The organism is Aeromicrobium flavum (genome assembly GCF_007992115.1).
Classification (GTDB): domain Bacteria; phylum Actinomycetota; class Actinomycetes; order Propionibacteriales; family Nocardioidaceae; genus Aeromicrobium; species Aeromicrobium flavum.
This window is the reverse complement of sequence record NZ_BJZQ01000001.1, coordinates 180,534-205,100: the sequence shown is the minus strand read 5'-3', so window position 1 is coordinate 205,100 and position 24,567 is coordinate 180,534. Positions and strand designations below refer to the sequence as shown.

23 protein-coding genes are annotated in these 24,567 nt (G+C 72.1%); 18 read left to right on the top strand and 5 right to left on the bottom strand.

The window, feature by feature from the left end; all coding sequences use genetic code 11:
- Positions 1-1,062 carry a uroporphyrinogen decarboxylase gene (hemE, locus tag AFL01nite_RS01005; protein WP_146825230.1) on the bottom strand — a complete coding sequence of 354 codons (1,062 nt, stop codon included), beginning with the start codon at positions 1,060-1,062 and terminating at the stop codon, positions 1-3.
- Between the two features lie 67 nt (positions 1,063-1,129).
- Between hemE and AFL01nite_RS01000 the strand changes: the two genes are divergently transcribed.
- From AFL01nite_RS01000 to AFL01nite_RS00990, 3 genes are read left to right on the top strand one after another with little or no spacing between them, the layout of a single operon-like run.
- Entirely contained in the window at positions 1,130-1,708 is a 579-nt protein-coding gene (locus AFL01nite_RS01000) for a DUF3000 domain-containing protein (RefSeq protein ID WP_146825229.1), read from the top strand.
- Positions 1,705-2,952 carry a ribonuclease D gene (locus tag AFL01nite_RS00995; RefSeq protein WP_146825228.1) on the top strand — a complete coding sequence of 416 codons (1,248 nt, stop codon included), beginning with the start codon at positions 1,705-1,707 and terminating at the stop codon, positions 2,950-2,952. The genes AFL01nite_RS01000 and AFL01nite_RS00995 overlap by 4 nt, the downstream gene beginning before the upstream one ends.
- A gap of 46 nt (positions 2,953-2,998) precedes the next feature.
- Positions 2,999-3,589, top strand: coding sequence for a hypothetical protein (locus AFL01nite_RS00990; RefSeq protein ID WP_146825227.1), 591 nt, complete (start codon positions 2,999-3,001; stop codon positions 3,587-3,589).
- A 138-nt stretch (positions 3,590-3,727) separates the two neighbouring features.
- On the opposite strand, the gene AFL01nite_RS00985 is transcribed toward AFL01nite_RS00990, so the two are convergent.
- Positions 3,728-4,696: an aldo/keto reductase gene (locus tag AFL01nite_RS00985; RefSeq protein WP_222593342.1), complete on the bottom strand. Its 969-nt coding sequence runs from the start codon at positions 4,694-4,696 to the stop codon at positions 3,728-3,730.
- 31 nt (positions 4,697-4,727) lie between these two features.
- Between AFL01nite_RS00985 and AFL01nite_RS00980 the strand changes: the two genes are divergently transcribed.
- The 8 genes from AFL01nite_RS00980 to tgt all read left to right on the top strand — a co-directional run bounded on the left by AFL01nite_RS00980 (position 4,728) and on the right by tgt (position 12,985).
- Positions 4,728-5,075 (top strand): hypothetical protein, encoded by a 348-nt coding sequence (locus tag AFL01nite_RS00980; RefSeq protein WP_146825226.1) that lies wholly within the window; start codon positions 4,728-4,730, stop codon positions 5,073-5,075.
- A 75-nt stretch (positions 5,076-5,150) separates the two neighbouring features.
- Positions 5,151-7,451, top strand: coding sequence for a protein translocase subunit SecD (gene secD, locus AFL01nite_RS00975; RefSeq protein ID WP_146825225.1), 2,301 nt, complete (start codon positions 5,151-5,153; stop codon positions 7,449-7,451).
- 20 nt (positions 7,452-7,471) lie between these two features.
- Positions 7,472-7,909 carry a TM2 domain-containing protein gene (locus AFL01nite_RS00970; protein ID WP_146825224.1) on the top strand — a complete coding sequence of 146 codons (438 nt, stop codon included), beginning with the start codon at positions 7,472-7,474 and terminating at the stop codon, positions 7,907-7,909.
- A gap of 36 nt (positions 7,910-7,945) precedes the next feature.
- Positions 7,946-9,319: a cystathionine beta-synthase gene (locus AFL01nite_RS00965; protein ID WP_146825223.1), complete on the top strand. Its 1,374-nt coding sequence runs from the start codon at positions 7,946-7,948 to the stop codon at positions 9,317-9,319.
- A complete protein-coding gene (locus tag AFL01nite_RS00960; protein WP_146825222.1) occupies positions 9,316-10,464 on the top strand; it encodes a cystathionine gamma-synthase in 1,149 nt (382 codons plus the stop codon). Before AFL01nite_RS00965 ends, AFL01nite_RS00960 begins: the two co-directional genes overlap by 4 nt.
- A gap of 133 nt (positions 10,465-10,597) precedes the next feature.
- Positions 10,598-11,296 carry a hypothetical protein gene (locus tag AFL01nite_RS00955; RefSeq protein ID WP_146825221.1) on the top strand — a complete coding sequence of 233 codons (699 nt, stop codon included), beginning with the start codon at positions 10,598-10,600 and terminating at the stop codon, positions 11,294-11,296.
- A 55-nt stretch (positions 11,297-11,351) separates the two neighbouring features.
- Positions 11,352-11,756: a tetratricopeptide repeat protein gene (locus AFL01nite_RS00950; protein WP_146825220.1), complete on the top strand. Its 405-nt coding sequence runs from the start codon at positions 11,352-11,354 to the stop codon at positions 11,754-11,756.
- 35 nt (positions 11,757-11,791) lie between these two features.
- On the top strand, positions 11,792-12,985 hold the full coding sequence (gene tgt, locus AFL01nite_RS00945; protein ID WP_371862803.1) for a tRNA guanosine(34) transglycosylase Tgt: 1,194 nt from the start codon (positions 11,792-11,794) through the stop codon (positions 12,983-12,985).
- On the opposite strand, the gene AFL01nite_RS00940 is transcribed toward tgt, so the two are convergent.
- Complete coding sequence (locus AFL01nite_RS00940; protein WP_146825218.1) at positions 12,970-13,692, bottom strand: queuosine precursor transporter; 723 nt, start codon at positions 13,690-13,692, stop codon at positions 12,970-12,972. The two genes, tgt and AFL01nite_RS00940, sit on opposite strands and share 16 nt — an antisense overlap.
- Before the next feature lie 61 nt (positions 13,693-13,753).
- Here AFL01nite_RS00940 and AFL01nite_RS00935 point away from each other — a divergent pair, with 61 nt between their 5' ends.
- From AFL01nite_RS00935 to cspE, 3 genes are all read left to right on the top strand, one after another.
- The gene (locus AFL01nite_RS00935) at positions 13,754-14,995 is read left to right on the top strand and encodes a geranylgeranyl reductase family protein (protein WP_146825217.1); all 1,242 of its coding nucleotides are present in this window, start codon (positions 13,754-13,756) and stop codon (positions 14,993-14,995) included.
- A 105-nt stretch (positions 14,996-15,100) separates the two neighbouring features.
- Entirely contained in the window at positions 15,101-15,901 is an 801-nt protein-coding gene (locus AFL01nite_RS00930) for an exodeoxyribonuclease III (RefSeq protein ID WP_146825216.1), read from the top strand.
- Positions 15,902-16,261: 360 nt separating this feature from the next.
- Positions 16,262-16,465 carry a transcription antiterminator/RNA stability regulator CspE gene (gene cspE, locus AFL01nite_RS00925; RefSeq protein WP_146825215.1) on the top strand — a complete coding sequence of 68 codons (204 nt, stop codon included), beginning with the start codon at positions 16,262-16,264 and terminating at the stop codon, positions 16,463-16,465.
- A gap of 272 nt (positions 16,466-16,737) precedes the next feature.
- On the opposite strand, the gene AFL01nite_RS00920 is transcribed toward cspE, so the two are convergent.
- Positions 16,738-17,859: a PQQ-dependent sugar dehydrogenase gene (locus AFL01nite_RS00920; protein WP_146825214.1), complete on the bottom strand. Its 1,122-nt coding sequence runs from the start codon at positions 17,857-17,859 to the stop codon at positions 16,738-16,740.
- 81 nt (positions 17,860-17,940) lie between these two features.
- Between AFL01nite_RS00920 and AFL01nite_RS00915 the strand changes: the two genes are divergently transcribed.
- The 3 genes from AFL01nite_RS00915 to AFL01nite_RS00905 all read left to right on the top strand — a co-directional run bounded on the left by AFL01nite_RS00915 (position 17,941) and on the right by AFL01nite_RS00905 (position 21,072).
- The gene (locus tag AFL01nite_RS00915; protein ID WP_146825213.1) at positions 17,941-18,351 is read left to right on the top strand and encodes a thioredoxin family protein; all 411 of its coding nucleotides are present in this window, start codon (positions 17,941-17,943) and stop codon (positions 18,349-18,351) included.
- 13 nt (positions 18,352-18,364) lie between these two features.
- Positions 18,365-19,870, top strand: coding sequence for a succinyl-CoA:acetate CoA-transferase ScpC (gene scpC, locus AFL01nite_RS00910; protein WP_146825212.1), 1,506 nt, complete (start codon positions 18,365-18,367; stop codon positions 19,868-19,870).
- Positions 19,871-20,049: 179 nt separating this feature from the next.
- On the top strand, positions 20,050-21,072 hold the full coding sequence (locus AFL01nite_RS00905; protein WP_146825211.1) for a serine hydrolase domain-containing protein: 1,023 nt from the start codon (positions 20,050-20,052) through the stop codon (positions 21,070-21,072).
- Here AFL01nite_RS00905 and AFL01nite_RS00900 read toward each other — a convergent pair.
- The gene (locus tag AFL01nite_RS00900) at positions 21,059-21,901 is read right to left on the bottom strand and encodes a dioxygenase family protein (RefSeq protein WP_146825210.1); all 843 of its coding nucleotides are present in this window, start codon (positions 21,899-21,901) and stop codon (positions 21,059-21,061) included. The genes AFL01nite_RS00905 and AFL01nite_RS00900 overlap by 14 nt on opposite strands.
- A 74-nt stretch (positions 21,902-21,975) precedes the next feature.
- Here AFL01nite_RS00900 and AFL01nite_RS00895 point away from each other — a divergent pair, with 74 nt between their 5' ends.
- Entirely contained in the window at positions 21,976-24,555 is a 2,580-nt protein-coding gene (locus AFL01nite_RS00895) for a DEAD/DEAH box helicase (protein ID WP_146825209.1), read from the top strand.
- Positions 24,556-24,567: the final 12 nt, after the last annotated feature.

Genomic DNA, 24,567 nt, shown 5'->3' with positions numbered 1-24,567 from the left:
TCAGCCCTCCGGCTCGTAGGAGTGGACGAAGTCCACCAGCCGGGTCAGGGCGTCGGCGTCGGTGGCGGGCAGGACGCCGTGGCCGAGGTTGAACACGTGACCGTGGGCGGCCCGGCCGGCGTCGATGATCTGCGCGGCGCGGGCGTGCACGACCTCGGTGGGCGCGAACAGCAACGTGGGATCGAGGTTGCCCTGCACGGCGCGCTGTCCGACGCGGCCGATGGCCTCGTCCAGCGGCACGCGCCAGTCGACGCCCACCACGTCGGCGCCGGCCTCGCCCATCCGCGACAGCAGCTCGCCCGTGCCCACGCCGAAGTGGATCCGGGGCACGTCGAGGTCGGCGACGGAGTCGAGCACCGCGGCGGAGTGGGGTCGCACGTACGTGTCGTAGTCGGCCGGCGACAGGGCGCCCGCCCACGAGTCGAATAGCTGGATCGCCGACGCGCCCGCCTCGACCTGCAGGCGCAGGAACTGCGACGCGATCGCCGCGATGCGGCCGAGCAGCGCGTGCCAGAGCTCGGGATCGCGGTACATCAGCTCCTTGGTGCGGCGGTGGTCGCGCGAGGGTCCGCCCTCGACGAGATAGGACGCCAGCGTGAACGGCGCACCGGCGAAGCCGATGAGCGGCGTGCCCCCCAGCTCCTGCACGAGCCCCTTGACGGCGTCGGTGATCGAGGTGACGTCGTCGGGCTCGAGATCGCGCAGCGTCGCGAGCTGGTCGGCCGAGCGGATCGGGTCGGCCACCACCGGTCCGGTGCCGGGGACGATGTCGAGGTCGATGCCGATCGCCTTCAGCGGCACGACGATGTCGGAGAAGAAGATCGCCGCGTCCACGCCGTGCCGGCGCACCGGCTGCATCGTGATCTCGACGACCATGTCGGTGCGGAAGCACGACTCCAGCATCGGCACGCCCTCGCGGATCGCCAGGTACTCCGGCAGCGAGCGGCCGGCCTGACGCATGAACCACACCGGCGTGTGGGAGGGCTCCAGCCCCCAGCAGGCCTGCAGGAAGGGGCTCGTCGTGGCGCTGTCGAGGGCGGGGTCGCGAACGTCGTTGGTCACCCCTCGAGTCTCTCACCCCCTGCGTGTCGCCCCCTCCAACCCCTGCGATCGTGCCTAAGATCACGGTGTGGGCGCCCGTACGAAGCTCGAAGGCATCCCGGCACCGTTCACCCGCGCTGTCGAGGAGGTGAAGCGCGCCGTCGCGCGCCCCGAGCTCGAGCTCGGTGAGATGCCCGCACCGCAGCGCATCGCCCCCTTCGCGCACGCCATGACCGCCGACGTGGTCGTCGCCGACGCCGAGCTGGGCACGGGCCGCTTCATCCTGCTGCACGATCCCGCGGGCAACGACGCGTGGAACGGCACGTTCCGGTGCGTCACGTTCGCTCGCGCCGAGATCGAGCAGGAGATGGCCACCGATCCCCTGATCACCCAGGTCGGCTGGAGCTGGCTCACCGACGCGCTCGACGACGCGGGTGCCGAGCACACCAACCCCGCCGGCAGCATCACCGTCGTCCGCTCCGAGGGCTTCGGCGCGATGACCGACGACGAGGCCGACGCCCAGATCGAGGTGCGTGCCTCCTGGACCCCGCACGGCGCCCTCGACGCGCACGCGTCCGCCTGGATGGAGCTGCTCGGCAAGCTGGCCGGCCTCCCCCCACTGGCCCCCGGCGTCGTCCCCCTCACCCGGAGGCGTGCGGCCCGTTGACGACCGACCACGACGCGACGCCCGACGCCGCTCCGGAGGAGACGCCCGCGCCGGCGCTGCCCCGGCTCGGCCTGCGCGAGCCCCTGACCCCGGTCGTCGACACCGACGACGCCCTCGCCCGCGCCTGCGCCGAGATCTCGCTCGGTGAGGGCCCGATCGCACTCGACGCCGAGCGTGCGTCCGGTTACCGCTACTCCCAGCGCGCCTACCTCGTGCAGGTGCGCCGCGAGGGCTCGGGCACGTGGCTGATCGACCCCATCGCCTTCCCCGACCTCAGTGAGCTCGGCCTGGCGTTCGGCGACGCCGAGTGGATCCTGCACGCCGCCACCCAGGACCTCCCGTGCCTGGCCGAGGTCGGCCTGCGGCCCGCGTCGCTGTTCGACACCGAGCTGGCCGGGCGGCTGCTGAACCTGCCGCGCGTCGGCCTGGCCGCCCTCGTCGAGCACTACCTCGGCATGAGCCTGGCCAAGGAGTTCTCGGCCGCCGACTGGTCCACCCGCCCGCTGCCCGACCCGTGGCTCGAGTACGCGGCCCTCGACGTCGAGGTCCTGCTCGAGCTGCGCGAGGCCGTGCTGGCCGACCTCATCGCCGCCGGCAAGGACGGCTGGGCCCGCGAGGAGTTCGACGCGCTGCTGTCCTTCACGGGTCCGCCGCCGCGCAAGGACCCGTGGCGCCGCACCTCGAGTATCCACAAGATCCGCAGCCGCCGGGCGCTCGCCATCGTGCGCTCCCTGTGGCACGCCCGCGACGCCATCGCCGCCGACCGCGACACGACACCCGGGCGCATTCTGCCCGACGCGGCGATCGTGTCCCTGGCCACGCAGGCGCCCGACTCGTTCTCGGCGCTCAAGAACGACCCCACGATGCGCCGTCGCGGCCCGCGCCGCTTCCTCGAGGACTGGTTCAGCGCGATCGAGGACGCGATGGGCCTGCCAGACGACGAGCTCCCCACCTCGGGCCAGCGCTCCGACGGCCCGCCGCCGCCGCGCGCCTGGGCCGACAAGGACCCGGTCGCCGCCGCCCGGCTCGTGCGGGTCCGCGAGGTCGTCACCCAGGTCGCCGAGCAGAACGACCTACCCGCCGAGAACCTGATCAGTCCCGCGTTCGTCCGGGCCCTGGCGTGGCAGCCGCCCGCCGACCTGAGCCCCGACGCCATCGCCGCCGACCTCGCCGAGCGCGGCAGCCGCACCTGGCAGGTCCAGCTGGTGTCGGGCCCGATCGCCGCCGCGCTCGTCGATCCCTGAGCCGACCTGCGGACAGCGTCGAGGGCGCGGGTTTACTCTCGAACGCATGGCCGACTTCCACAAGCCGTCGTTGCCCGGAGCCGTCGTGTTCGACACGCTGGCCGACCAGGACGACCCCGCGGAGCGCTCGGCGGCCGGCCACCGCATCGCGAACCTCCTGGTCCGGGGTGCGCACGACCGCGACGACCGCGACCTGATCGACCGCGTGCTCCACCTCGCCGACTCCGAGGGCATGGGCGCGATCGCCGAGCTCTGGTCGAAGGCCCCGGCCGAGACGCTCTCGGGCGCCCTGTGGCGCCTGTACGCGTTGCGGACGTGGGTTCACCACAACCCGATCCAGGCGTCGCGCGAGTACGTCGCCGGCCGCGCCTACGCGCCCGTGCAGGAGGTGCTCGCCGGCGTCGTCGACCCGCCCGGCCCCACCGAGGTCATCGAGCTGGTCGACACCGTCGTCCGCGGCATCGTCGCGACCGACTTCGACATCGCCCTCGACCGTGCCGCGGCCTTCGCGCACATCGTGGGCGTCGGCCGCGGCCAGCTCGACGACAGCGACGCCGCCAGTGCCGCGCGGCTGGTCGACACCGCCCGCCAGTTGCGCGCCGCCGCCGACGCCGAGCGACGCGGCGACCTGCACTGAGCTTGGGTCGCGTCGTCTAAACTGGTGCGTGCGCCGGGTCGCGGTAGCCCCGGGTCCCAACATCAGCCGCTACGAGCGGCCACGCGCCGTGAGGCGCTCCCGACCCGGCGCACCCACTCCCCCGATCACCGTCTCCGCTCAGCGCGGGGCGAAGGTCGTGTAGGAGTGCTGCGGGGCCAGCAGCTCGTCCAGCGCGGCCGTGTCCTCCGCCGTCGGCGCCCACCGCGCCGCCGCCGCGTTGGCCGCGACCTGCTCGGGCCGGGAGACGCCCGCGATCACCGAGGACACCGCCGGCCGCGACGCCAGGCCGCCCATGGCCAGCTCGAGCAGGCTGATCCCGCGCTCCTGCGCGAACGCCTGCAGCGCCTCGATCCGGTCCCAGTCCGCGCCCTCCCACCGTGCGCGCTGGCCCGCCAACCGCGTGCCCTCCTCCGGTTCCGCCTCCCGTGAGTACTTGCCGGTGAGCAGCCCGTACGCCAGCGGGAAGTACGGGAGCAGCCCGACACCCAGCTCCAGGCACGCCGGCACCAGCTCGACCTCGGCCGCCGGGTTGTAGAGCGAGTACTCGTTCTGGGCGGTCGCGAAGTGGGACAGGTCGGCCGTGCGCGAGACCCAGTCGGCGTCGACGAGCTGCCACGCGGTGAAGTTCGAGCAGCCGATGGCGCGCACCTTGCCCTCGTCGACCAGGCGCGTCATCGCACCGAGGGTCTCCTCGACCGGCGTACCCGGGTCGGGGGTGTGCAGCTGGTAGAGGTCGATCACGTCGGTGCCGAGCCGGCGCAGGCTGGCCTCGGCGGCGCGACGGACGTAGTCGGCGCTGCCGCGCCGGCCGCCGTCGTCGCCGTTGCGTCCCTGCATGTCCATGCCGAACTTCGTCGCGATCACCACCTCGTCGCGTCGTCCCCGCAGCGCCCGCCCGAGCAGCGTCTCGCTCTCGCCCAGCGCGTACGTGTCGGCGGTGTCGAAGAACCGCACGTCCTGATCGAGGGCCGCGTCGACGATGGCGACCACCTGGTCGCCGTCGATGCGCGCCCCGAACGCGTTGCAGCCGATGCCCACGGGGCCGACCTCGATACCGCTCGTTCCCAGCACATGTCGTGTCGTCACGGATCCACCGTAGGACCGTTACACTCGCGGGGTGATCCGGACCACCCATGCCGCGCGGCGTCTCGTCGCGGCCCTGGCGGCCGTGCTGCTCGCCGGCATGATCGGGCTGGGCGCCCTGGCCGGGTTCTCGGGCTCCGACCGTCGCACGGGCGGCACCACCGCCTCCGCCGGTCACGACACCTCGAGCCACCCGCGGGTCACGATGGCCAAGGCCAGCACCGACGACCACGCCGTCTCGGTCGACCTGCCCGCCGGCACGCTCGACGTCGCGCTGAGCCTCGTCACGGCCGCCCTGGTGGCCCTCGCGGTGGCGCTCGCCGCCGCGCAGATCGGCACCGCCGTGCCGGTCCCCGCCGGGCGCGCCCCGCCGCGTCGCTGACGGCCGGTCCCCCGACCGACCGCTCCAGCCCGCTCCCCGAACCTCTGCCGTCCGCGGCTCCACCGAAAGCTCCTCATGTCCTCCAAGACCAATCTCTGGCGCGGGCTCGTCTGCCTCGTCGTCATCCTCGGCGCCGCCGCCGTGGCCCTCACCATGAGTCCCAACCTGGGCCTCGACCTGCGCGGCGGCACCCAGATCACCCTCGAGGCGAAGTCCACCGACCGGGTCAAGGCCGACGCCGAGGCCACCGACCGAGCCGTCGAGGTCCTGCGCGGCCGCGTCGACGGCCTGGGCGTCTCCGAGCCCACGCTCGCCCGCTCCGGCGAGAACCGCATCATCGTCGAGCTGCCCAACGTGCAGGACCCCACGAAGGCCGCCGAGGTCATCGGCCAGACGGCCTCCCTCGAGTTCCGTGAGGTCAAGGCCCCGGCCACCGAGGAGACCAAGCCCGCCGAGGGCGAGGTCGTCCTGCCCGACGAGAGCGGACAGCCGCTGCTGCTCGCCCCGGTCGCGTTCGACGGCAACGGCATCAGCGACGCCGAGGCCGCCATGCCCCAGAACAGCATCGGCGACTGGGTCGTCAACGTGGAGTTCAACGGGACGGGCCGCGACCCGTGGCGCAACCTCGTGACGTCCGCCTGCCAGAACACGGCCGCCGGCAACCGGATCGCGATCGTGCTCGACAACAAGGTCATCTCGTCCCCGGGCATCGTCGACGACCTCTGCCGCTCCGGCGGCGGCGCCTCGACCAGCATCACCGGTGACTTCAAGCAGGCCGAGGCCAAGGACCTGGCGCTGCTGATCAAGGCCGGCGCGCTGCCGGTCCCGGTCGAGATCATCGACCAGCGCACCGTCGGCCCGACGCTGGGCAAGGCGGCCATCGAGGACTCCAAGACCGCGTCCATCATCGGCCTGCTGCTGACCGGCCTCTTCATCATCTTCATCTACCGCCTCACCGGCGTGATGGCGACCATCGCGCTGACGGTGTACGCCCTGATCTCCTACGGCGCCCTCGTCCTGCTGGGCGCCACGCTGACCCTGCCCGGCCTGGCCGGCTTCGTGCTGGCGATCGGCCTGGCGATCGACGCCAACGTCCTGGTCTACGAACGAGCGCGCGAGGAATATCACGAGAACCCGAAGGCCGGCCTGCTGTCGGCCCTCAGCACCGGCTTCTCCAAGGCCTGGTCGGCGATCATCGACTCCAACGTCACGACCGTCCTGGCCGCCGTGCTGCTCTTCTTCCTCTCGGCCGGTCCGGTCAAGGGCTTCGGCATCACCTTGACCATCGGCGTCATCGCCTCGATGTTCTCGGCACTGGTCGTGGCCCGCTGGCTCACCGAGTGGCTGGTCAAGCGCAAGTGGGTCCGCACCCACCCGCAGGCCAGCGGCATCGGCGGCATCTCCAGCCTGCGTCACTGGCTGAACGAGCACGGCCCGTACCTGGTGCGCCGCGCCGGCCTCTGGGTCGTGGCGTCGCTCGGTGTCGCCACGATCATGATCGGCGGCATCCTGGTCAAGGGCCTCGACCTCGGCGTCGAGTTCGCCGGCGGCCGCCAGCTCGAGTACTCCACGGCCAAGCCCATCACGCCCGACGCGGCCCGCGACGCCGTGACCGGCGCCGGATTCTCCGAGGCGGTCGTGCAGTCGTCCTCCGGCGACGGCGGCGAGAACATCTCGGTGCGCCTGCCCAAGATCAGCGAGGCCGAGGCCGAGAAGGTCCGCGCGTCGATCGCCGAGGTCGGCGGCGAGACCGTCCAGGTCCGCTCCGACACCATCGACCCGACCCTGGGCAAGGAGCTGCGCAACAAGGCGCTGCTGGCGTTCCTCATCGCGGTCGCGGCACAGATGGCCTACCTGGCCTGGCGGTTCCGCTGGACCTGGGCCGCCGCCGCCATCGTCTCGATGGCCTCGGTCGTGCTCGCGGTCGTGGGCATCTTCGCCTGGTGGGACAAGCCGATCGACGGCGTCTTCCTGGCCGCCATCTTGTCGATCATCGGCCTGTCGGTGAACGACTCGATCGTCGTCCTCGACCGCATCCGAGAACGGACACGGAACGCCAACATCCCGCTGCGCGAGATGGTCAACGAGGCGATCCTGTCGACGCTGCCCCGAACCGTGAACACGGCCATGGGTGCGACGTTCATCCTCGCCGCGCTGATGGTGCTCGGCGGCGACTCGTTGCGCGACTTCTCGATCGCGGTGCTCCTGGGCCTGCTGTTCGGTCACTTCTCGACCGTCTTCACGGCCGCCACGCTGGGTCTGCTGCTCGAGGAGAAGTGGCCGTACAACCCGGACCGGGACCCGCGGCACAAGGCCGACCCCTACTCCCACATCCTCGACGGGCGCGGACTGCCCGACGAGGGCGCGGTGGTCTGATCGCGCGGTAGCGTGCGGCCATGACGAACACGCCGCCGGAGGACCCGCAGGACCCGCGCCCGGACCCCGACCCGGGCGCGGGCGACCACGACCCGACCGTGCGCTTCGGCGCGACGCCGCCTCCGCCGCCTCCTCCTCCGCCCCCGCCGCCGCCCGGCGCGGGGGCGGCGGGATGGCCGCAGGGCCCCGGCTGGCAGACGCCGGGGGCGCCCTACGGGATCGACCCGAAGACCGGCCTGCCGTTCTCGGACAAGTCCAAGATCGTGGCCGGCCTGCTGCAACTGCTGATTCCCCTGGGAATCGGGCGCTTCTACACCGGGCACACCAGCATGGGCGTGGCGCAGCTCGTGGTCACGGTCGTCACGTGCGGCATCGGCGCCATCTGGCCGTTCATCGACGGCATCATCACGCTCGTCTCCGATCCGAAGGACGCCCAGGGACGGCCACTGCGGTCCTGATCGGGCGGCCCGGGGACGCGGTGACATGATGGGGTCATGACCATCGCGAACCACGTGGTCGACCTCATCGGCGACACTCCCCTAGTCCGGCTCAACTCGGTGGTACCCGAAGGCGCGGCGACCGTCGTCGCAAAGCTCGAGTACTTCAACCCCGGTGGCAGCTCCAAGGACCGCATCGCGGTGAAGATGGTCGACGAGGCCGAAGCGTCCGGCGCCCTCAAGCCCGGCGGCACCATCGTCGAGCCGACCTCCGGCAACACCGGCGTCGGCCTGGCCCTCGTCGCCCAGCAGCGCGGCTACTCGTGCATCTTCGTCTGCCCCGACAAGGTCAGCGAGGACAAGCGCAACACGCTCAAGGCCTACGGAGCCCAGGTCGTCGTGTGCCCCACGGCCGTGCCGCCGGAGCACCCCGACTCCTACTACAACGTCTCCGACCGCCTGGTGCGTGAGACCCCGAACGCCTGGAAGCCCGACCAGTACTCCAACCCGGCCGGGCCCGCCAGCCACTACGAGACCAGCGGTCCGGAGATCTGGAACGGCACCGACGGGCGCGTCACCCACTTCGTGGCGGGCGTCGGCACGGGCGGCACCATCTCGGGTGCCGGCAAGTACCTCAAGGAGCAGAACCCCGACCTCAAGGTGATCGGCGCCGATCCCGAGGGATCGGTCTACTCCGGCGGCACCGGGCGGCCGTACCTGGTCGAGGGCGTCGGCGAGGACTTCTGGCCCTCCGCGTACGACCCCTCGATCCCCGACGAGATCATCGCGGTCTCGGACGCCGACTCGTTCGACATGACCCGCCGTCTCGCCCGCGAGGAGGGCCTGCTGGTCGGCGGCTCGTGCGGCATGGCCGTCGTCGCCGCGATCCGCGTGGCCGAGCGGCTGGGACCGGACGACATGGTCGTCGTCCTGCTGCCCGACGGTGGCCGCGGCTACCTGTCCAAGATCTTCAACGACGACTGGATGGCGTCGTACGGCTTCCTGCGCACCCCGCTGGACGGCCACAGCTCCGACCTGCACGTCATCGACATCCTGCGGCGCAAGTCCGGCGAGATGCCGGCGCTGGTGCACACGCACCCGTCCGAGACCGTCCGCGACGCGATCGAGATCCTGCGCGAGTACAACGTCTCGCAGATGCCGGTCGTCGGCCCCGAGCCGCCGGTCGTGATCGGCGAGGTCGCCGGCAGCGTCAGCGAGCGCGAGCTCGTCAGCGCGGTCTTCGAGGGCCGCGCCAAGCTGACCGACGCCGTCGCCCAGCACATGGAGGCGCCGCTGCCGATCATCGGCTCCGGCGAGGACCTCGCGGCGGCCCTGGAGGCGTTCAAGGGCAGCGACGCGCTGATGGTCGTCGACGAGGGCAAGCCCCTGGGCGTCCTGACCCGCCACGACCTGTTGGGAGTTCACGTATGACCGACCGCCAGCACGGCTTCTCGACCCGCGCGATCCACGCCGGCCAGGAGCCCGACCCGCGCACCGGCGCGGTCAACGTGCCGATCTACGCCAGCTCGACCTTCGCCCAGGACGGTGTCGGCGGGATGCGCGAGGGCTTCGAGTACGCCCGCACGGGCAACCCCACCCGGCGTGCGCTCGAGGCGAACCTCGCCTCGCTCGACGGCGGCACGTACGGCCGCGCGTTCTCCTCGGGCATGGCCGCCACCGACACGGCGCTGCGCGCGATCCTGCGTCCCGGCGACCACCTGGTCATCCCCGACGACGCCTACGGCGGCACCTTCCGGCTCATCGACAAGGTGTTCTCGCAGTGGGGCATCGACCACGCGCCCGTGGCGGTCAACGATCCCGAGGCGATCGCCGCGGCCATCACCGACCGCACGAAGCTGGTGTGGCTCGAGACGCCCACCAACCCGCTGCTGAACATCGCCGACATCGCTGCGGCCGCCGAGGCCGCGCACGCGGCGGGCGCGAAACTGCTGGTCGACAGCACGTTCGCGTCGCCCTACCTCCAGCAGCCGCTGGCGCTCGGGGCGGACATCGTCCTGCACTCCTCGACGAAGTACCTCGGCGGGCACAGCGACGTCGTCGGCGGCGCGCTCGTCACGAACGACGCCGAGCTGGACGCGGCCTTCGCGTTCCTGCAGAACGGCGCCGGTGGCGTGCCCGGACCGTTCGACGCCTACCTCGTGATGCGCGGCATCAAGACGCTCGCCGTGCGCATGGAGCGGCACTGCGACAACGCCGAGGCCGTCGTCGAGATGCTGAAGGACCACCCCGCGGTCAGCGAGATCCGCTACCCGGGCCTGATCGACCACCCCGGGCACGACGTCGCGGCGAAGCAGATGCGCCGGTTCGGCGGGATGATCTCGGTGCGCCTCGCCGGCGGACGCCAGGCGGCGCTCGACCTGTGCGCGCGCACCCGGGTCTTCACGCTCGCCGAGAGCCTGGGCGGCATCGAGTCGCTCATCGAGCACCCGGGGGCCATGACGCACGCCTCGACCGCCGGGTCGCAGCTCGAGGTGCCCGAGGACCTGGTGCGCCTCTCGGTCGGCATCGAGGACGTCGAGGACCTGCTCGCCGATCTGGAGCAGGCACTGTCCTGACCCGACCCGCCCATGGCGCGCGAGATGTGTAGCGAAACGCACCTGAATCAGGCCGAATCCGCCTCGATCAGGTGTCGTTCGCTACACATCTCGAGCCCGGGACGGGCTGGCCGGCTTCGTTAGGCTCGAAATCATGTCGGACAAAGGACCCCTCACCGGCCTGCCCTGGCTGCAGCTGGTCGCCGGTGCCCTCGCCGCGATGACCTCGGCCTGGGTCGCGTCGTACCTCGGAGTGGCCGGCACGATCATCGGTGCCGCGGTCGGCAGCCTCGTGGCGTCGGTCGCGAGCGCGTTCTACGTGCGAGGGCTCGACAAGGGCACGACGTTCATCACCGAGAGCGGCAGCGTCGTCGCCCGATCGCGTCCGGCCGGCGAGTCGGCCCAGGCGGGAGCCGGTGACGAGGGCGAGGTGCTGGTCACCGAGGAGGAGTCGGCCGTCGCGGTCGAGGAGTCCGAGCGGGCCTTCTCCTGGAAGCGCGTGCTGACGTGGACCGGCCTGACCCTCGCCGCCGCGCTGCTGGCGATCGGCGCGTACGAGCTGGTCACCGACTCCTCGTTCGGCCACACCGACAACCCGTCGATCGGACGCCCGTGGCAGGGCGGCAGCACCGAGCAGGAGCGGGAGGCACCCGCCGAGACCGAGGCCACGCCGACGGCCGAGCCGACCGAGGGTCCCACGGAGGGGACGACGACGGCGCCCGTCGCGCCGCCCACCACGGGCGAGCCGACGGAGCCGCCCACCACCGCCCCGGCCCCCGCTCCGTCACCGACGCCCAAGCCCGACCCGAAGCCGCTCCAGCCGGCCGAGCCGGCCCCCGACGTCCAGGAGTGAGCCGGGAACATCCGCGCCTCCCCCGCCGTTGAGGACCGGTGACGAGAGGAGCGGAATGACCATCTGGATGAAGCCCACGCTGACCGACGCATCGATCGAGGCGATGGAGCCCTTCGCGGCCTTCCGCTACGCGGAGGAGCTGCTCGACTCGCGGTTCCCGCGCGAGGCGGCCCGGGTCCTGCAGCCCGTCACCGAGCTGGAGCCGCGCAACGCCGCCGTGTGGGAGCTGCTGGGACGCGCCCACTTCGCCGCGGCCCACCTGGCCCCGGCGGAGCAGGCGTTCCGGCGGCTGACCGAGCTCGAGCCCACCAGCGCCTGGGCGCACACCGCCCTCGGCCTGTCCCTCGACCGGCAGAGCCGCCACCGCGAGGGGACGGTCCACCACCGTCTCGCCGCCGCCATGGGCAGCAGCGAGCGCGACGCCACGCGCGTCGAGCTGGTCGACCGCACCGACGCCTGACCGGGACGCGGGCCCCGTCTGTTTGGATGGGGCCCGTGTTCACCGTCGGAAGCACCCTGCCGGACGCCCCGGGAAGATCGGGCACCATCGAGACCCCGCACGGGGCGATCCGCACGCCGGCGTTCATCCCCGTCGGCACCAAGGCCACCGTCAAGGCGGTGCTGCCGGAGTCGATCGTGCAGCTGGGCGGGCAGGCGGTGCTGTCGAACGCCTACCACCTGTACCTGCAGCCCGGTGCCGACATCGTCGAGGAGGCCGGCGGCCTCGGCGCGTTCATGAACTGGCGCGGCCCGACGTTCACCGATTCCGGCGGCTTCCAGGTGCTGAGCCTCGGCGCCGGCTTCAAGAAGACCCTCGCGATGGACGCCGTGGGCACCGAGGCCGACGACGTGATCGCCCCGGGCAAGGACCGGCTGGCGCACGTCGATGACGACGGCGTGACGTTCAAGAGCCACCTCGACGGGTCCAAGCACCGGTTCACCCCCGAGGTGTCGATGCGCATCCAGCACCAGCTCGGCGCCGACATCATCTTCGCGTTCGACGAGCTGACGACGCTGATGAACAGCCGCGAGTACCAGGAGGACTCCCTGCGGCGCACCCAGGCGTGGGCCGAGCGCTGCCTCGCCGAGCACCAGCGACTCTCGGCCGAGCGTGCCGACAAGCCGCGCCAGGCGCTGTACGGCGTGGTGCAGGGTGCCCAGCACGAGGACCTGCGCCGGCAGGCCGCACGCGGCCTGGCCGGGATGGACTTCGACGGCTACGGCGTCGGCGGCGCGATCGAGAAGGAGAGCCTCGGCACGATCGTCCGGTGGGTCACCGACGAGCTCCCCGACGACCGCCCCCGCCACCTGCTGGGCATCGGCGAGCCCGAGGACCTCTTCGCCGGCGTCGAGGCCGGCTGCGACACCTTCGACTGCGTCACGCCCACCCGGGTCGCGCGCTCGTCGCGGATCTACACCGCCGACGGACGCTCCAACCTCATGGTGGCCGCCTCGCGGCGCGACTTCGGCCCCATCGAGGAGGGCTGCGACTGCTACACCTGCGCCCACTACACGAAGGCGTACCTGCACCACCTGTTCAAGGCCAACGAGTACAACGCCGCGACGCTGTGCTCGATCCACAACGAGCGCTTCTTCATCCGGCTCGTCGACCGCATGCGCGACGCGATCGAGGCCGGGGACTTCGCGGCGCTGCGCGACGAGTGGCTGGGCCGCTACCTGTCGAAGTAGCCCGGCTCGCGTCGCTTGAGCCACGCGATGACCCGCACCGTCACCGGCATGAGCGCCAGCTCGATCCCGACCTTCAGCACGACGCCCATCACGAAGTAGTTCAGGAACGTCCCGAACGTGGTGATCCCGATCGCGGAGGCGGCGATGGCGCAGAAGATCAGCGTGTCGGCCACTTCGCCCACGCCGGTCGATCCGACGAGACGGGCCACGAGCCGGTGCTCGGCGGAGCGCTGCTTCATCCGCACCAGCACCCAGGAGTTCAGGAACTGGCCGGCGAGGTACCCCGCCAGGCTGGCGAGCACGATCTGCGAGACCGGCCCCAGTACCGCCTCGTAGGCCGGCTGGTTCTCGTACCAGGACGCGGCCGGCATGAGCTGCACGACGAAGAAGGCGAAGGCCGCCAGCGCCGCCGCGGCGAACCCGGTGAGGATGGCGCGGCGGGCGGCGCGCAGGCCGTAGACCTCGGAGATCACGTCGCCGAGCACGTAGGCCAGCGGGAACAGGACGACCCCGCCGTCGGTGACGAGCGGCCACACCTGCACGGGACCGACGGTCAGGCTGCCCGAGCCGAACTCGATGGCCTTGGTGGCCACGACGTTGGACACCACGATCACGACGCAGAACAGGGCGAGCAGCACGTCGAAGTGGCTGGAGCCGCGGGACGCGAACCGGACGACGTCGGGGTTCGGTGAGGGCGCTCGCGACATGCCGGCCATCTTCGCACCTCCCCTGACCGGGGCGTGCTGGGGCCGGTGGGAGAATCGACCCATGAGCCTGCCGACCACCACCGACGTCCTCGTCGTCGGCGCCGGGCCCGCGGGCTCGTCCGCCGCGGCCTGGACCTCCCGCCTCGGGATGGACACCGTGCTGGTCGACGCGGCCACCTTCCCCCGCGACAAGACCTGCGGCGACGGCCTCACCCCGCGCGCCATCGCCGAGCTCGACCTGCTCGACCTCGGCGACTGGGTGCGTGGGCACACCCTGAACCGCGGGCTGCGCGCGGCGGGCTTCGGCCAGGAGCTCCTGCTGCCGTGGCCCGGCGGGTCCCTGCCCGACCACGGCTCGGCCGTCCCCCGCACCGAGCTCGACGCGCGCATCCGCCAGCGAGCGCTCGACGCGGGCGCGATCGGCGTCGACGGCGCGAAGGCCGTCGACGTCGTCCGTGACGCCGACGGCTCCGTCACGGGCGTCGTCGTCGAGACCGCGGAGGGGCGCCACACGATCGCCTGCCGCCGCCTCGTGGTGGCCGACGGCGTGCGCTCGCCGCTGGGCCGGATGCTCGGCCGCGAGTGGCACCGCGACACCGCCTACGGCGTCGCCGGCCGCAGCTACGTCAAGTCGGGCCGTGGCGACGACCCCTGGATCTCGTCGCACCTCGAGCTGCGCGGCGAGGACGGCGAGCTGCTGCCCGGCTACGGGTGGATCTTCCCCCTCGGCGACGGCGAGGTGAACCTCGGCGTCGGCGCCCTGGCCACGGCCAAGCGCCCCGCCAAGATCCAGATCCGGCCGCTGATGGAGTACTACGCCACGCTGCGCCGCGAGGACTGGGACCTCGGGTCCGACCTGCGGATGCCCACCTCGGCGCTGCTGCCGATGGGCGGTGCCGTGTCGGGCGTCGCCGGGCCGAACTGGATCGTCATCGGCGACGCCGCCGGCTGCGTCAACCCGCTCAACGGCGAGGGCATCGACTACGGGCTGGAAACCGGACGCATCGGCGCCGAGCTGCTGGCCACGGGTGACTCCCCCGCCGAGGCGTGGCCCGCGATGCTGACCGCCCACTACGGGCCGGCGTTCTCGATCGCCCGCCGCCTGGCCGGGCTCATCACGGTGCCGCACCTGCTGCCCACGGCCGGACCGGTCGGCATGCGGTCGCACCGCCTCATGACGATCGCGCTGCGGGTCATGGGCAACCTCGTCACCGACGAGGACCGCGACCTGACCGCCCGCGCCTGGCGCTGGGCCGGCCGCCGCTCGATCCGCCTCGACGAGCGCCCGCCCTTCTCCGACTGAGTCGCCCGCCCCCTTCCACTTTTGGAACGGGATTCACCTCGAATCGTCCAGTCGACGTGAATCCCGTTCCAAAAGTGGTGGAGGGGGCCCGGTAGCCTCGGCCGGGTGCTGAGGATCGCGACCGTCAACGTCAATGGCATCCGCGCCGCGTGGCGCAAGGGGATGAAGGAGTGGCTCGAGGGCCGCGACGCCGACATCGTCACGCTGCAGGAAGTCCGCTGCCCCGACGACCTCGTGCACGAGCTCCTCGAGGGCACCGGCTACCACGTCGTCCACACCGAGGCGGCCGCGAAGGGCCGTTCGGGCGTGGCCGTGCTCAGCCGCCTCGAGCCCGTCAGCCACCGCGTCGGCAACGGAGACGCGTTCTTCGACGACTCCGGTCGCTGGATCGAGTCCGACCTTGCCCTGCCCGACGGCTCCGTCCTCACCGTCGTCAGCGTCTACGTCCACTCCGGCGGGGTCGGCACCCCGAGCCAGGAGGAGAAGTACCGCTTCCTCGACCAGATGACCAAGCGGATGGCCGAGCTCGGCGGCATGGACGGCTACGCGCTGATCACCGGCGACCTCAACGTCGGCCACACCGAGCTGGACATCCGCAACTGGAAGGGCAACGTCAAGAAGGCGGGCTTCCTGCCGCAGGAGCGGGCCTACTTCGACCAGTTCTTCGGCGACCTCGGCTGGTACGACGTGCACCGCCGGCTGGCCGGCCCCGTCGACGGCCCGTACACGTGGTGGTCCATGCGCGGCCAGGCGTTCGACAACGACACGGGCTGGCGGATCGACTACCAGATCGCGACCCCCGAGCTGGCCGCCGCGGCACGCGTCGCCACCGTCGATCGCGCCCCCAGCTGGGGCGAGCGCTGGTCCGACCACGCCCCGCTGACCATCGACTACGACCTCGCCTGAGCGGGACGGGAGCGGGGGACGCGCCGTCCCCCCGGATGCACGCCCCCCGCACGGCCACCGGCATGCCGGTCGCCCCACTCCCTCGCGGGAGTGGTTCTTCGTGACTATACCGGCGTAGTTCGTCCGGTTCACGCACCGGCGCGCGGGATTCACCGGAGATTCGCCCCGGCGACGGGAAAACAGACCCTCCCCGGGCCCCCTGCCGTGTCGTAGGGTGGTCGCAGTTGCACGACGTTGGACAGCAAAAGGATGCAGGACCCTCCGGGGCGTGGTTCCTCTCGCGGTTGGATGTGCGTCGCGACCGTCGGGCGTGAAGAGCGCGTCCGACCATCGCCAGAAGGATCGAAGAGGAGAACGACCATGGCCACCGGTACCGTCAAGTGGTTCAACGCCGACAAGGGCTTCGGCTTCATCGCCCCCGATGACGGCGGCGAGGACGTCTTCGCGCACTACAGCGCGATCCAGTCGGGCGGCTACAAGTCGCTGAACGAGGACCAGAAGGTCGAGTTCGACGTCGAGCAGGGACAGAAGGGCCTCCAGGCCGCGAACATCCGGCCCCTCTGAGCACCGTCGCCGGACGACACGCCAAGAACCCCACCACCGCGAGGTGGTGGGGTTCTTGCTGTCAGTGCCGGGAGGGAGCCGGACTCACAGGGCGGCGAACCGCCTCCGCCACGCTCGGGTTCCGAAGCGGACCCGAGGGGCGAACGAGGACGATCCGGAAAACGCGACGCGGGCACAAGTCCCCGAGGCGCTGCATTCCTCATGACGTCGGCGAACCGAGTCGTCCCCCACCGCGACGATAACCCGATACAGCCTGCAAATCCAGTGGTCCGTCAGGCGAATATCGCGACCCGCACGATCCGGTCGTCGCGCCGGTCGGGGCGTCCGCGCCCGTCGGTGTTGGACGTGCCCACCCACAACGAGCCGTCCGGAGCGACCGCCACGGACCGCAGCCGACCGAGCTCGCCGGTCAGGAACGCGCGGGGCCTGCCGGCCGACGATCCGCGCAGCGGGACCTGCCACAGGCGCTCGCCGCGCAGGGCCGCGACGAACGCGCGGTCGCCGCTGACGGCCACCCCGGCGGGGGACGCCTCGGCGGTCGACCACGTGGCACGGGGCCGCACGAACCGGTCGTCGTCGCTGTTCCCCTCGACCGTCGGCCAGCCGTAGTTGCCGCCCTTGACGATGACGTTCAGCTCGTCGGTGGACTGGGCGCCGAACTCGCTGGCCCACAGCCGGCCCTGCTCGTCCCACGCCAGGCCCTCGACGTTGCGGTGGCCGTACGACCACACCTCGTTGCCGAACGGGTTCCCGGCGACGGGCCGGCCCTGGGTGTCGATCCGCAGGATCTTGCCGTTGAGCGTGTCGCGGTCCTGGGCGGTGTCGGCGTTCGCGGCGTCGCCCACCGCCACGAAGAGGTGCCCGCGCCGGTCGAACGTCAGCGCGCCGCCCTGGTGGTTGAAGGCCTTGTCGAGCCCCGTGAGGATCGGCTCGGCGGCACCGAGCCGCTCGCCGTCGAACGCCAGGCGCACCACGCGGTTGTCCTCCGGGCCGGTCAGGTAGGCGTAGAGCGCCGACTCGTCGCCCGGGGCCACGGCCAGGCCCTGCAGGCCGCCCTCTCCCCCGGGCGCGACGCCCGGCACGTCCCCGACCGCCGAGACGTCGCCGTCGGCGGTCACCCGGACGATCGACGCGTCGTCGCGCTGGGTGACCAGCGCGGTGCCGTCGGCGAGGAAGACGATGGCCCACGGCACGTTCAGGCCCGTGGCGATCGTCCCGTCCAGCCGCGGGTCGATCGGCGAGGGCCCGGCGGGCTCGCTCGCGCTCGGTGATGGCGTGGGAGCAGCCGACGTCGCCGAGGTGCGAGGTCGCGGCGATCCGTCGTCGCCGCTGCAGCCGGCGAGCCACGCCGCGCCGAGCGCCGCTCCCCCGGCGATGACGCTCCTGCGGTCCATGTCCCGATCATGCTGCCGCAACCAGCGGAATGCCACAGTGGAGGAGGACGTTGACCACGGAGTACCCGAGGAAAGGCCATCATGACCACGATCAACCTGACCGCCGACACGTTCCAGGACACCGTGACCGGCGACGGCATCACGCTGGTGGACTGGTGGGCCGGCTGGTGCGGCCCGTGCATGCAGTTCGCCCCCGTCTACGAGGCCGCCAGCGAGCGCCACCCCGACATCACCTTCGCCAAGATCGACACCGAGGCCGAGCAGGAGCTGTCCGCCGCCGTCCAGATCTCGTCGATCCCGACGCTGATGGCGTTCCGCGACGGCGTGCTGCTCTACGCCCAGCCCGGCGCCCTCCCGGCCCAGGCGCTCGACGAGATCATCGAGCAGATCCGCGTCATCGACATGGACAAGGTCCGCCGCGAGATCGCCGAGCAGGAGGCGCAGTCCCCCGAGGGCGCGACGCCCGATGTTTCGGAGCCGTCCCAGAACTGAAACACTGGGGGGCATGAGTCGTGTGACGTGCCCGGTGGCCTTCTCGCGGATCATGTCCGCCGAGGAGGCCGTCCAGTTCATCCGGCCCGGTGACAACGTCGGGATGAGCGGCTTCACCGGCGCCGGCTACCCGAAGGTCGTGCCGTCGGCGCTCGCCGCCAAGGCCCGCGCCGCGCACGACGCGGGCGAGGAGTTCCGCATCGGCCTGTGGACCGGTGCCTCCACCGCTCCGCAGGCCGACGGTGTCCTGGCCGAGGCGCACGCCATCTCCACCCGACTGCCGTACAACTCCGACCCGTCCCTGCGCCGCCAGATCAACGCGGGCGAGGTCGACTACATCGACGCCCACCTGAGCCACTCCGCCCAGCAGATGTGGTTCGGCTTCTACGGGCCGCTCGACATCGCCGTCATCGAGGTGACCGCGATCCTGCCCGATGGCCTGCTCGTCCCGGGCAGCTCCGTCGGCAACAACAAGACGTGGCTCGACCAGGCCGACAAGGTGATCCTCGAGGTCAACCACTGGCAGCCGCGCGAGCTCGAGGGCTTCCACGACATCTACAGCGGCACGGCGCTGCCGCCGCACCGTCGGCCGCTCACGCTGACCGAGCCGATGCAGCGCATCGGCGAGCCCTACCTGAAGGTCGACCCGGCCAAGATCGTCGCCGTGGTCGAGACCCGCGAGCCGGACGCCGGCGCGGCGTTCTCCGCCCCCGACGACGTGTCGCAGGCGATCGCGAGCCATGCGCTGGAGTTCCTGCGCGGCGAGGTCGGCGCCGGCCGGATGCCGCCCGAGCTGCTGCCCCTGCAGTCGGGCGTCGGCAACGTGGCGAACGCGGTGTGCCAGAGCCTCGACGACAGCGAGTTCACCAACCTGGTCGCCTACACCGAGGTGCTGCAGGACGGGATGCTCGCCCTGCTCGACTCGGGCACCCTGCGGGCGGCCTCGACCGCATCGTTCGGGCTGTCCCGCGCGGGCATGCAGCGGTTCCACGACAACATCGACGGGTACAAGGGCCGGATCCTCATGCGCAGCGAGGAGATCTCCAACCACCCGGAGGTCATCCGGCGGCTGGGCATCATCGCCATGAACGGCATGATCGAGGCCGACATCTACGGCAACGTGAACTCGACCCACGTCATGGGCAGCGCGGTCATGAACGGCATCGGCGGCAGCGGCGACTTCGCGCGCAACGCCTACCTCAACTTCTTCCTGACCCCGTCGACCGCCAAGGACGGCGCGATCTCGACGATCGTGCCGATGGTCAGCCACGTCGACCACACCGAGCACGACGTGCACGTGATCGTCACCGAGTACGGCCTGGCCGACCTGCGCGGCCTGTCGCCGCGCGGTCGCGCCGAGCGGATCATCAACCACTGCGCGCACCCGGACTTCCGGCCGCAGCTGCGCGACTACCTCGAGCGCGCCCTGGCCGCCCGCCCCGAGGCGCGCCACACCCCGCACCTGCTGGGCGAGGCGCTGTCGTGGCACCAGCGGTACCTCGACACCGGCAGCATGTGAACCCGTCCACCCCCTCCGCGAGTGGCGCAAAAGTGCCCGCCACTCGACGAGTGGCGGGCAGTTCTGCGCCACTCGGCACCCCGTTCTGCGCCACTCGGCGGGGGCGGGCCGCGACGGCCGTCCTCGCCGCCGGCCTGCTGCTGGGCGCCTGCACGCCTCCGTCCTCGGAAAGGTCCGCCATGTCCGACGCCAGCCTGCCCACACCCTCGGCATCCCGGACGCCGACGACGGCCCCCACTCCCCCGCCGGACTTCGGTGAGCTCGACCGGCTCGTCGACGCCAGCAGGTCGACGTGCACCGTGGTCCTGCGGGGCGACGAGGTGGTGCACGAGCACCCCGCAGGCGCCCGGCACGCCACGCGACGCGTCTACTCGATCACGAAGTCCGTCGTCGCCGTCCTGCTGGCGATCGCGGCCGCCGACGGCGAGATCGACCTCGACGACCCCGTGGGGCGGCACGTGCCGGACTGGCCCGAGGAGTCCGCAGCGGTCACCGTGCGGCACCTGATGTCGATGACGTCGGGCCGGGCGTGGTCCGAGCAGGCGGACGACGCCATGATCCGGGCGGCCGACCAGACGGCCGCGGCCCTCGCCCCCGGCCAGCAGGACCGACCCGGCACGCAGTGGCGCTACGACAACCTCGCCAGCCAGCTGCTGTCGGTGGTGCTGGACTCGACGGTGGGCGACGTCGAGGCGTTCGCCCGCGCCCGGCTGCTCACGCCGCTCGGGCTGGTCGACACGACGTGGGAGCGCGACCGCGCCGGTCGACTCAAGACCTACGCCGGGATCGTGTCCTCCTGCGCCGACCTCGCCCGCCTGGGCGTGATGATGCGCGACGGCGGCACCTTCGCGGGTCGTCGGATCCTGTCCGAGCGGGCGGTGGCCGAGCTCACGACGCCGTCCTCGGACCTCAATGCCGGCTACGGGCTGCTGTGGTGGACGAACGCCGAGGGACGCGTCCGGGAGGTGCGCCGGGCGGCGGGGTTCGAGCAGGACCGCCCGCCGTTCACCGGACGGCTCGCTCCCGCCGCCCCCGCGGACGCGTTCTGGGCGCTCGGCTGGGGCAACCAGTTCCTGGCCGTGGTCCCGTCGGCCGACGTCGTCGCCGTGCGCCTGGGGCCCAAGCCGGCCGGCCCGGACGACCTGACGTTCGACGACTTCACCGGTGCCGTGCTGCGCGGCCTCGGCGTCACCCCGCGGTGATGAAGGACCGCATCCCGACCGAGCCCATGTCGATCTCGGTGTTGAAGAAGCCGATCTCCTCGTCGGGCTCCAGCAGGCCGAGCGAGGCCACCATCGGGCGGTAGTGGTCGTCCGTGGGCACGGCGACGCGGGCCGCGGACCAGGTCCGGTACGGGTCGAGCAGCTTGGTGACGTCACGGTCGGTGATGGCGTCGGCGGTCTGGGCGTCGAACTCGACGGCCCAGTCCCACGCCGGCCCGCCGCCCCAGCGCACCCGGTTGAGCGCGTGGACGATGTTGCCGCTGCCGATGAAGACGACGCCGCGGCGGCGCAGGTCGCGCAGGCGGCCGAAGAGCTCGTAGAGGTCGGGCAGCGGCATCGCGTAGTCGATGCTGATCTGCAGGACGGGCACCTGGGGCGCCGGCGCGAGGAACTTCAGCACGCTCCAGGTGCCGTGGTCCAGGCCCCACTGGCTGTCGAGCCTCGCCTCGTACTCGACGAGGTGCTCGGCCAGGATCCGCGCGACCTGCGCGTCGCCGTGGGTCTCGTACTGCACGCGGTACAGCTCGTCGGGCAAGCCACCGAAGTCGTAGATGATCGGGTTGCGCGGCGCGTCCGTGATGTGGGTGCCGCCCGGCGTCAGCCAGTGCGCGCTGATCACGACGATCGCCTGCGCGGCCGGCAGGCCGGCACCGACGCGCTCCCACTCACGGGTGAACGTGTTGTCCGCGAGGGCGTTCATGGGGTTGCCGTGGCCGACGAACAGCACGGGCATGCGCGGGCTCGGCACGAGTCGGTTCGTCAGGTCCGACAGTGAGTGCGTGGGCACGGTCTCGGGACGAAGGTTCACGTCGACTCCTTGTAGTTGATGATTCAACTATACCACGCGAACCGTCGTTTGCGGGCGTGCGCGACAATGGAGGGATGCCGACGCCGACGGAGTTGCAGATCGCCTTGCGACACCCGGTCCGGTTCGTCGCCGACCCGGACGACCCGGCTCGATCGCGCTTCGTCTTCGACACCCCGCGCGGCCCGGTGGAGGCCGCCGCCAACGAGGCCGTGGGCCCGCTCAGCGGCGGGATCCGGGCCCTCTCGGCCGATGCCAGCGTCCGCGCCTGGGCGACCCCGGCGATCGTCGCACTGCGGCTCATGGCCACCGGCACCCTCGCCACCCCCGGCCCGTCCGAGATGCAGCAGATGCTCGACGCCGGACGCTCGATCGGGCCCACGGCCGCCGAGGGCCAGGCGGCCGTCCGCGCGTTCCTGGCGGCCTTGGTCGCCGACGCCCCCGCCGTGGCCACGACGCCCCAGCGCCGGCGCGAGACGGAGCAGCCGCGCCCCACCATCGAGCGGCCCACGAGCTTCTCCTACCGGCTCGACGTCACCCTCAGCACGGGCGCGGACGCGATGGCCGACCTCGAGCTGCACGTGCGCCCCCAGGCGATGAATCGCGCCTCCGTCCCGGCGCCCACCGTGCTGTCCCGCGACGACCACCACCTCGGCCCCGCCGCCCGGCCCGCGCTCGTCGCCATGTTGGAGCGGCTCGCCGTCAGCTGGCCGCCGGCCGAGCAGATGGCGCGCGAGGGCCGCGTCCGGGTGACCCCGGAGGAGCTCGGCCAGCTCGGCCAGGGCCGCCCGCTGGTCTCGGCGCTGGCCAACCGCGTCGAGATCGAGTGGCCGGAGGGCCTGCGCCACGACGTGCGCGCCACCGGCGTCGTCAGCCGCGTCGATCGCGACGACTCCCCGCTCGAGCGCGAGCACGACCGCCCCCGCGCCTTCACGTCCGACCAGCTCTTCCGCTTCGACTGGAGCGTGTCGGTCGGCGGCGAGCACCTCAGCCGCGTCGAGGTCGAGCAGCTGGCGGCGTCCCAGTCGGGCATGCTCCACCTGCGCGACCGCTGGGTGATGGTCGACCAGCAGCAGGTCGCCCGGGTGCTGGCGGGGCACGGCCGCACCCTCGATCCGGGCGAGGCGTTGCGCGCCGCGGTCACCGGCAGCCTCGAGATCGACGGCTACGAGACCGAGGTCGACACCGTCGGCTGGCTCGAGAACGTCCGCCGCCGGCTCGCCGAGCAGGACGCCGACATCACGCCCGCCGCGCAGCCCGCGTCGCTCGACGGCCAGCTGCGCGAGTACCAGCTGCGCGGACTGCGCTGGATGAGCCAGCTCGTCGACCTGGGGCTGGGCGGCATCCTCGCCGACGACATGGGCCTGGGCAAGACGCTCATGCTCATCGCGCTGCACCTGCACCTCGACTCCCCCGAGCCGACCCTGGTCGTGTGCCCGGCGTCCGTGCTGGCCACCTGGGAGCGCGAGATCGGCCGGTTCGCCCCGGGCGTGCCCGTGTCCCGCTACCACGGCCCGCGGCGCAGCCTCGCGGACGCGAAGTCGGGCTTCGTCGTCACCACCTACGCCACGATGCGCTCGAGCGTCGAGGAGCTGCGTCAGCACCGCTGGAACCTCGTGGTGGCCGATGAGGCACAGCACGTGAAGAACCCCGCGAGCGGCGCCGCGCAGGCCCTGCGCCGCATCGACTCCGACGCGCGCATGGCGCTGACCGGCACCCCGGTCGAGAACCACCTCGGCGAGCTGTGGGCGCTGCTGGACTGGACGACCCCCGGCCTGCTGGGCACCCGGGAGCAGTTCCGGCGCGAGTGGTCGCGCCAGATCGAGCGCGACCACGACACCGATCGTGCCGCCCAGCTGTCGCAGCTGATCCGCCCGTTCGTGCTGCGCCGGCGCAAGTCCGACCCCGGCATCGCCCCCGAGCTGCCGCCGAAGATCGAGACCGACCACCGGGTGCCGCTCACCCGCGAGCAGGTCGGGCTCTACGAGGCGGTCGTCCAGCGCACGATGTCCGAGATCGCCGACGCCAGCGGCATCCGCCGGCGCGGCCTCGTCGTCAAGCTGCTGACGCAGCTCAAGCAGATCTGCAACCACCCCGCCCAATTCCTGCACGAGCCCGAGGCCCGGCTGGCCGGACGCTCGGGCAAGCTCGAGACGTTCGACGAGCTCGTCGAGGAGATCGTCGACGAGGGCGGCGCGGCGCTGGTGTTCACGCAGTACGCGCAGATGGGTCGCCTGCTGGCCCGCCGCCTGGCCGAGCGCAAGGTGCGGCACGACTTCCTGCACGGCGGAACGCCCGTGGCCCGGCGCGAGAAGATGGTGCGCGCGTTCCAGGACGGCGAGACCGACGTGTTCGTGCTGTCGCTGAAGGCCGCCGGCACGGGCCTGAACCTGACGCGGGCCGACCACGTCGTGCACTACGACCGCTGGTGGAACCCGGCCGTCGAGGACCAGGCCACCGACCGGGCGCACCGCATCGGCCAGACGCGGCACGTCCAGGTCCACCGCCTGGTGGCCGAGGGCACGATCGAGGAGTCGATCGCCGAGCTGATCAGCGCGAAGCGCGCGCTGGCCGACGCCGTTGTCAACGCCGGCGAGGGCGCGCTGACCGAGCTGACCGACTCCGAGCTGGAGATCCTGGTCCAGCTGCGCCACTGACCCCCGGCGGGG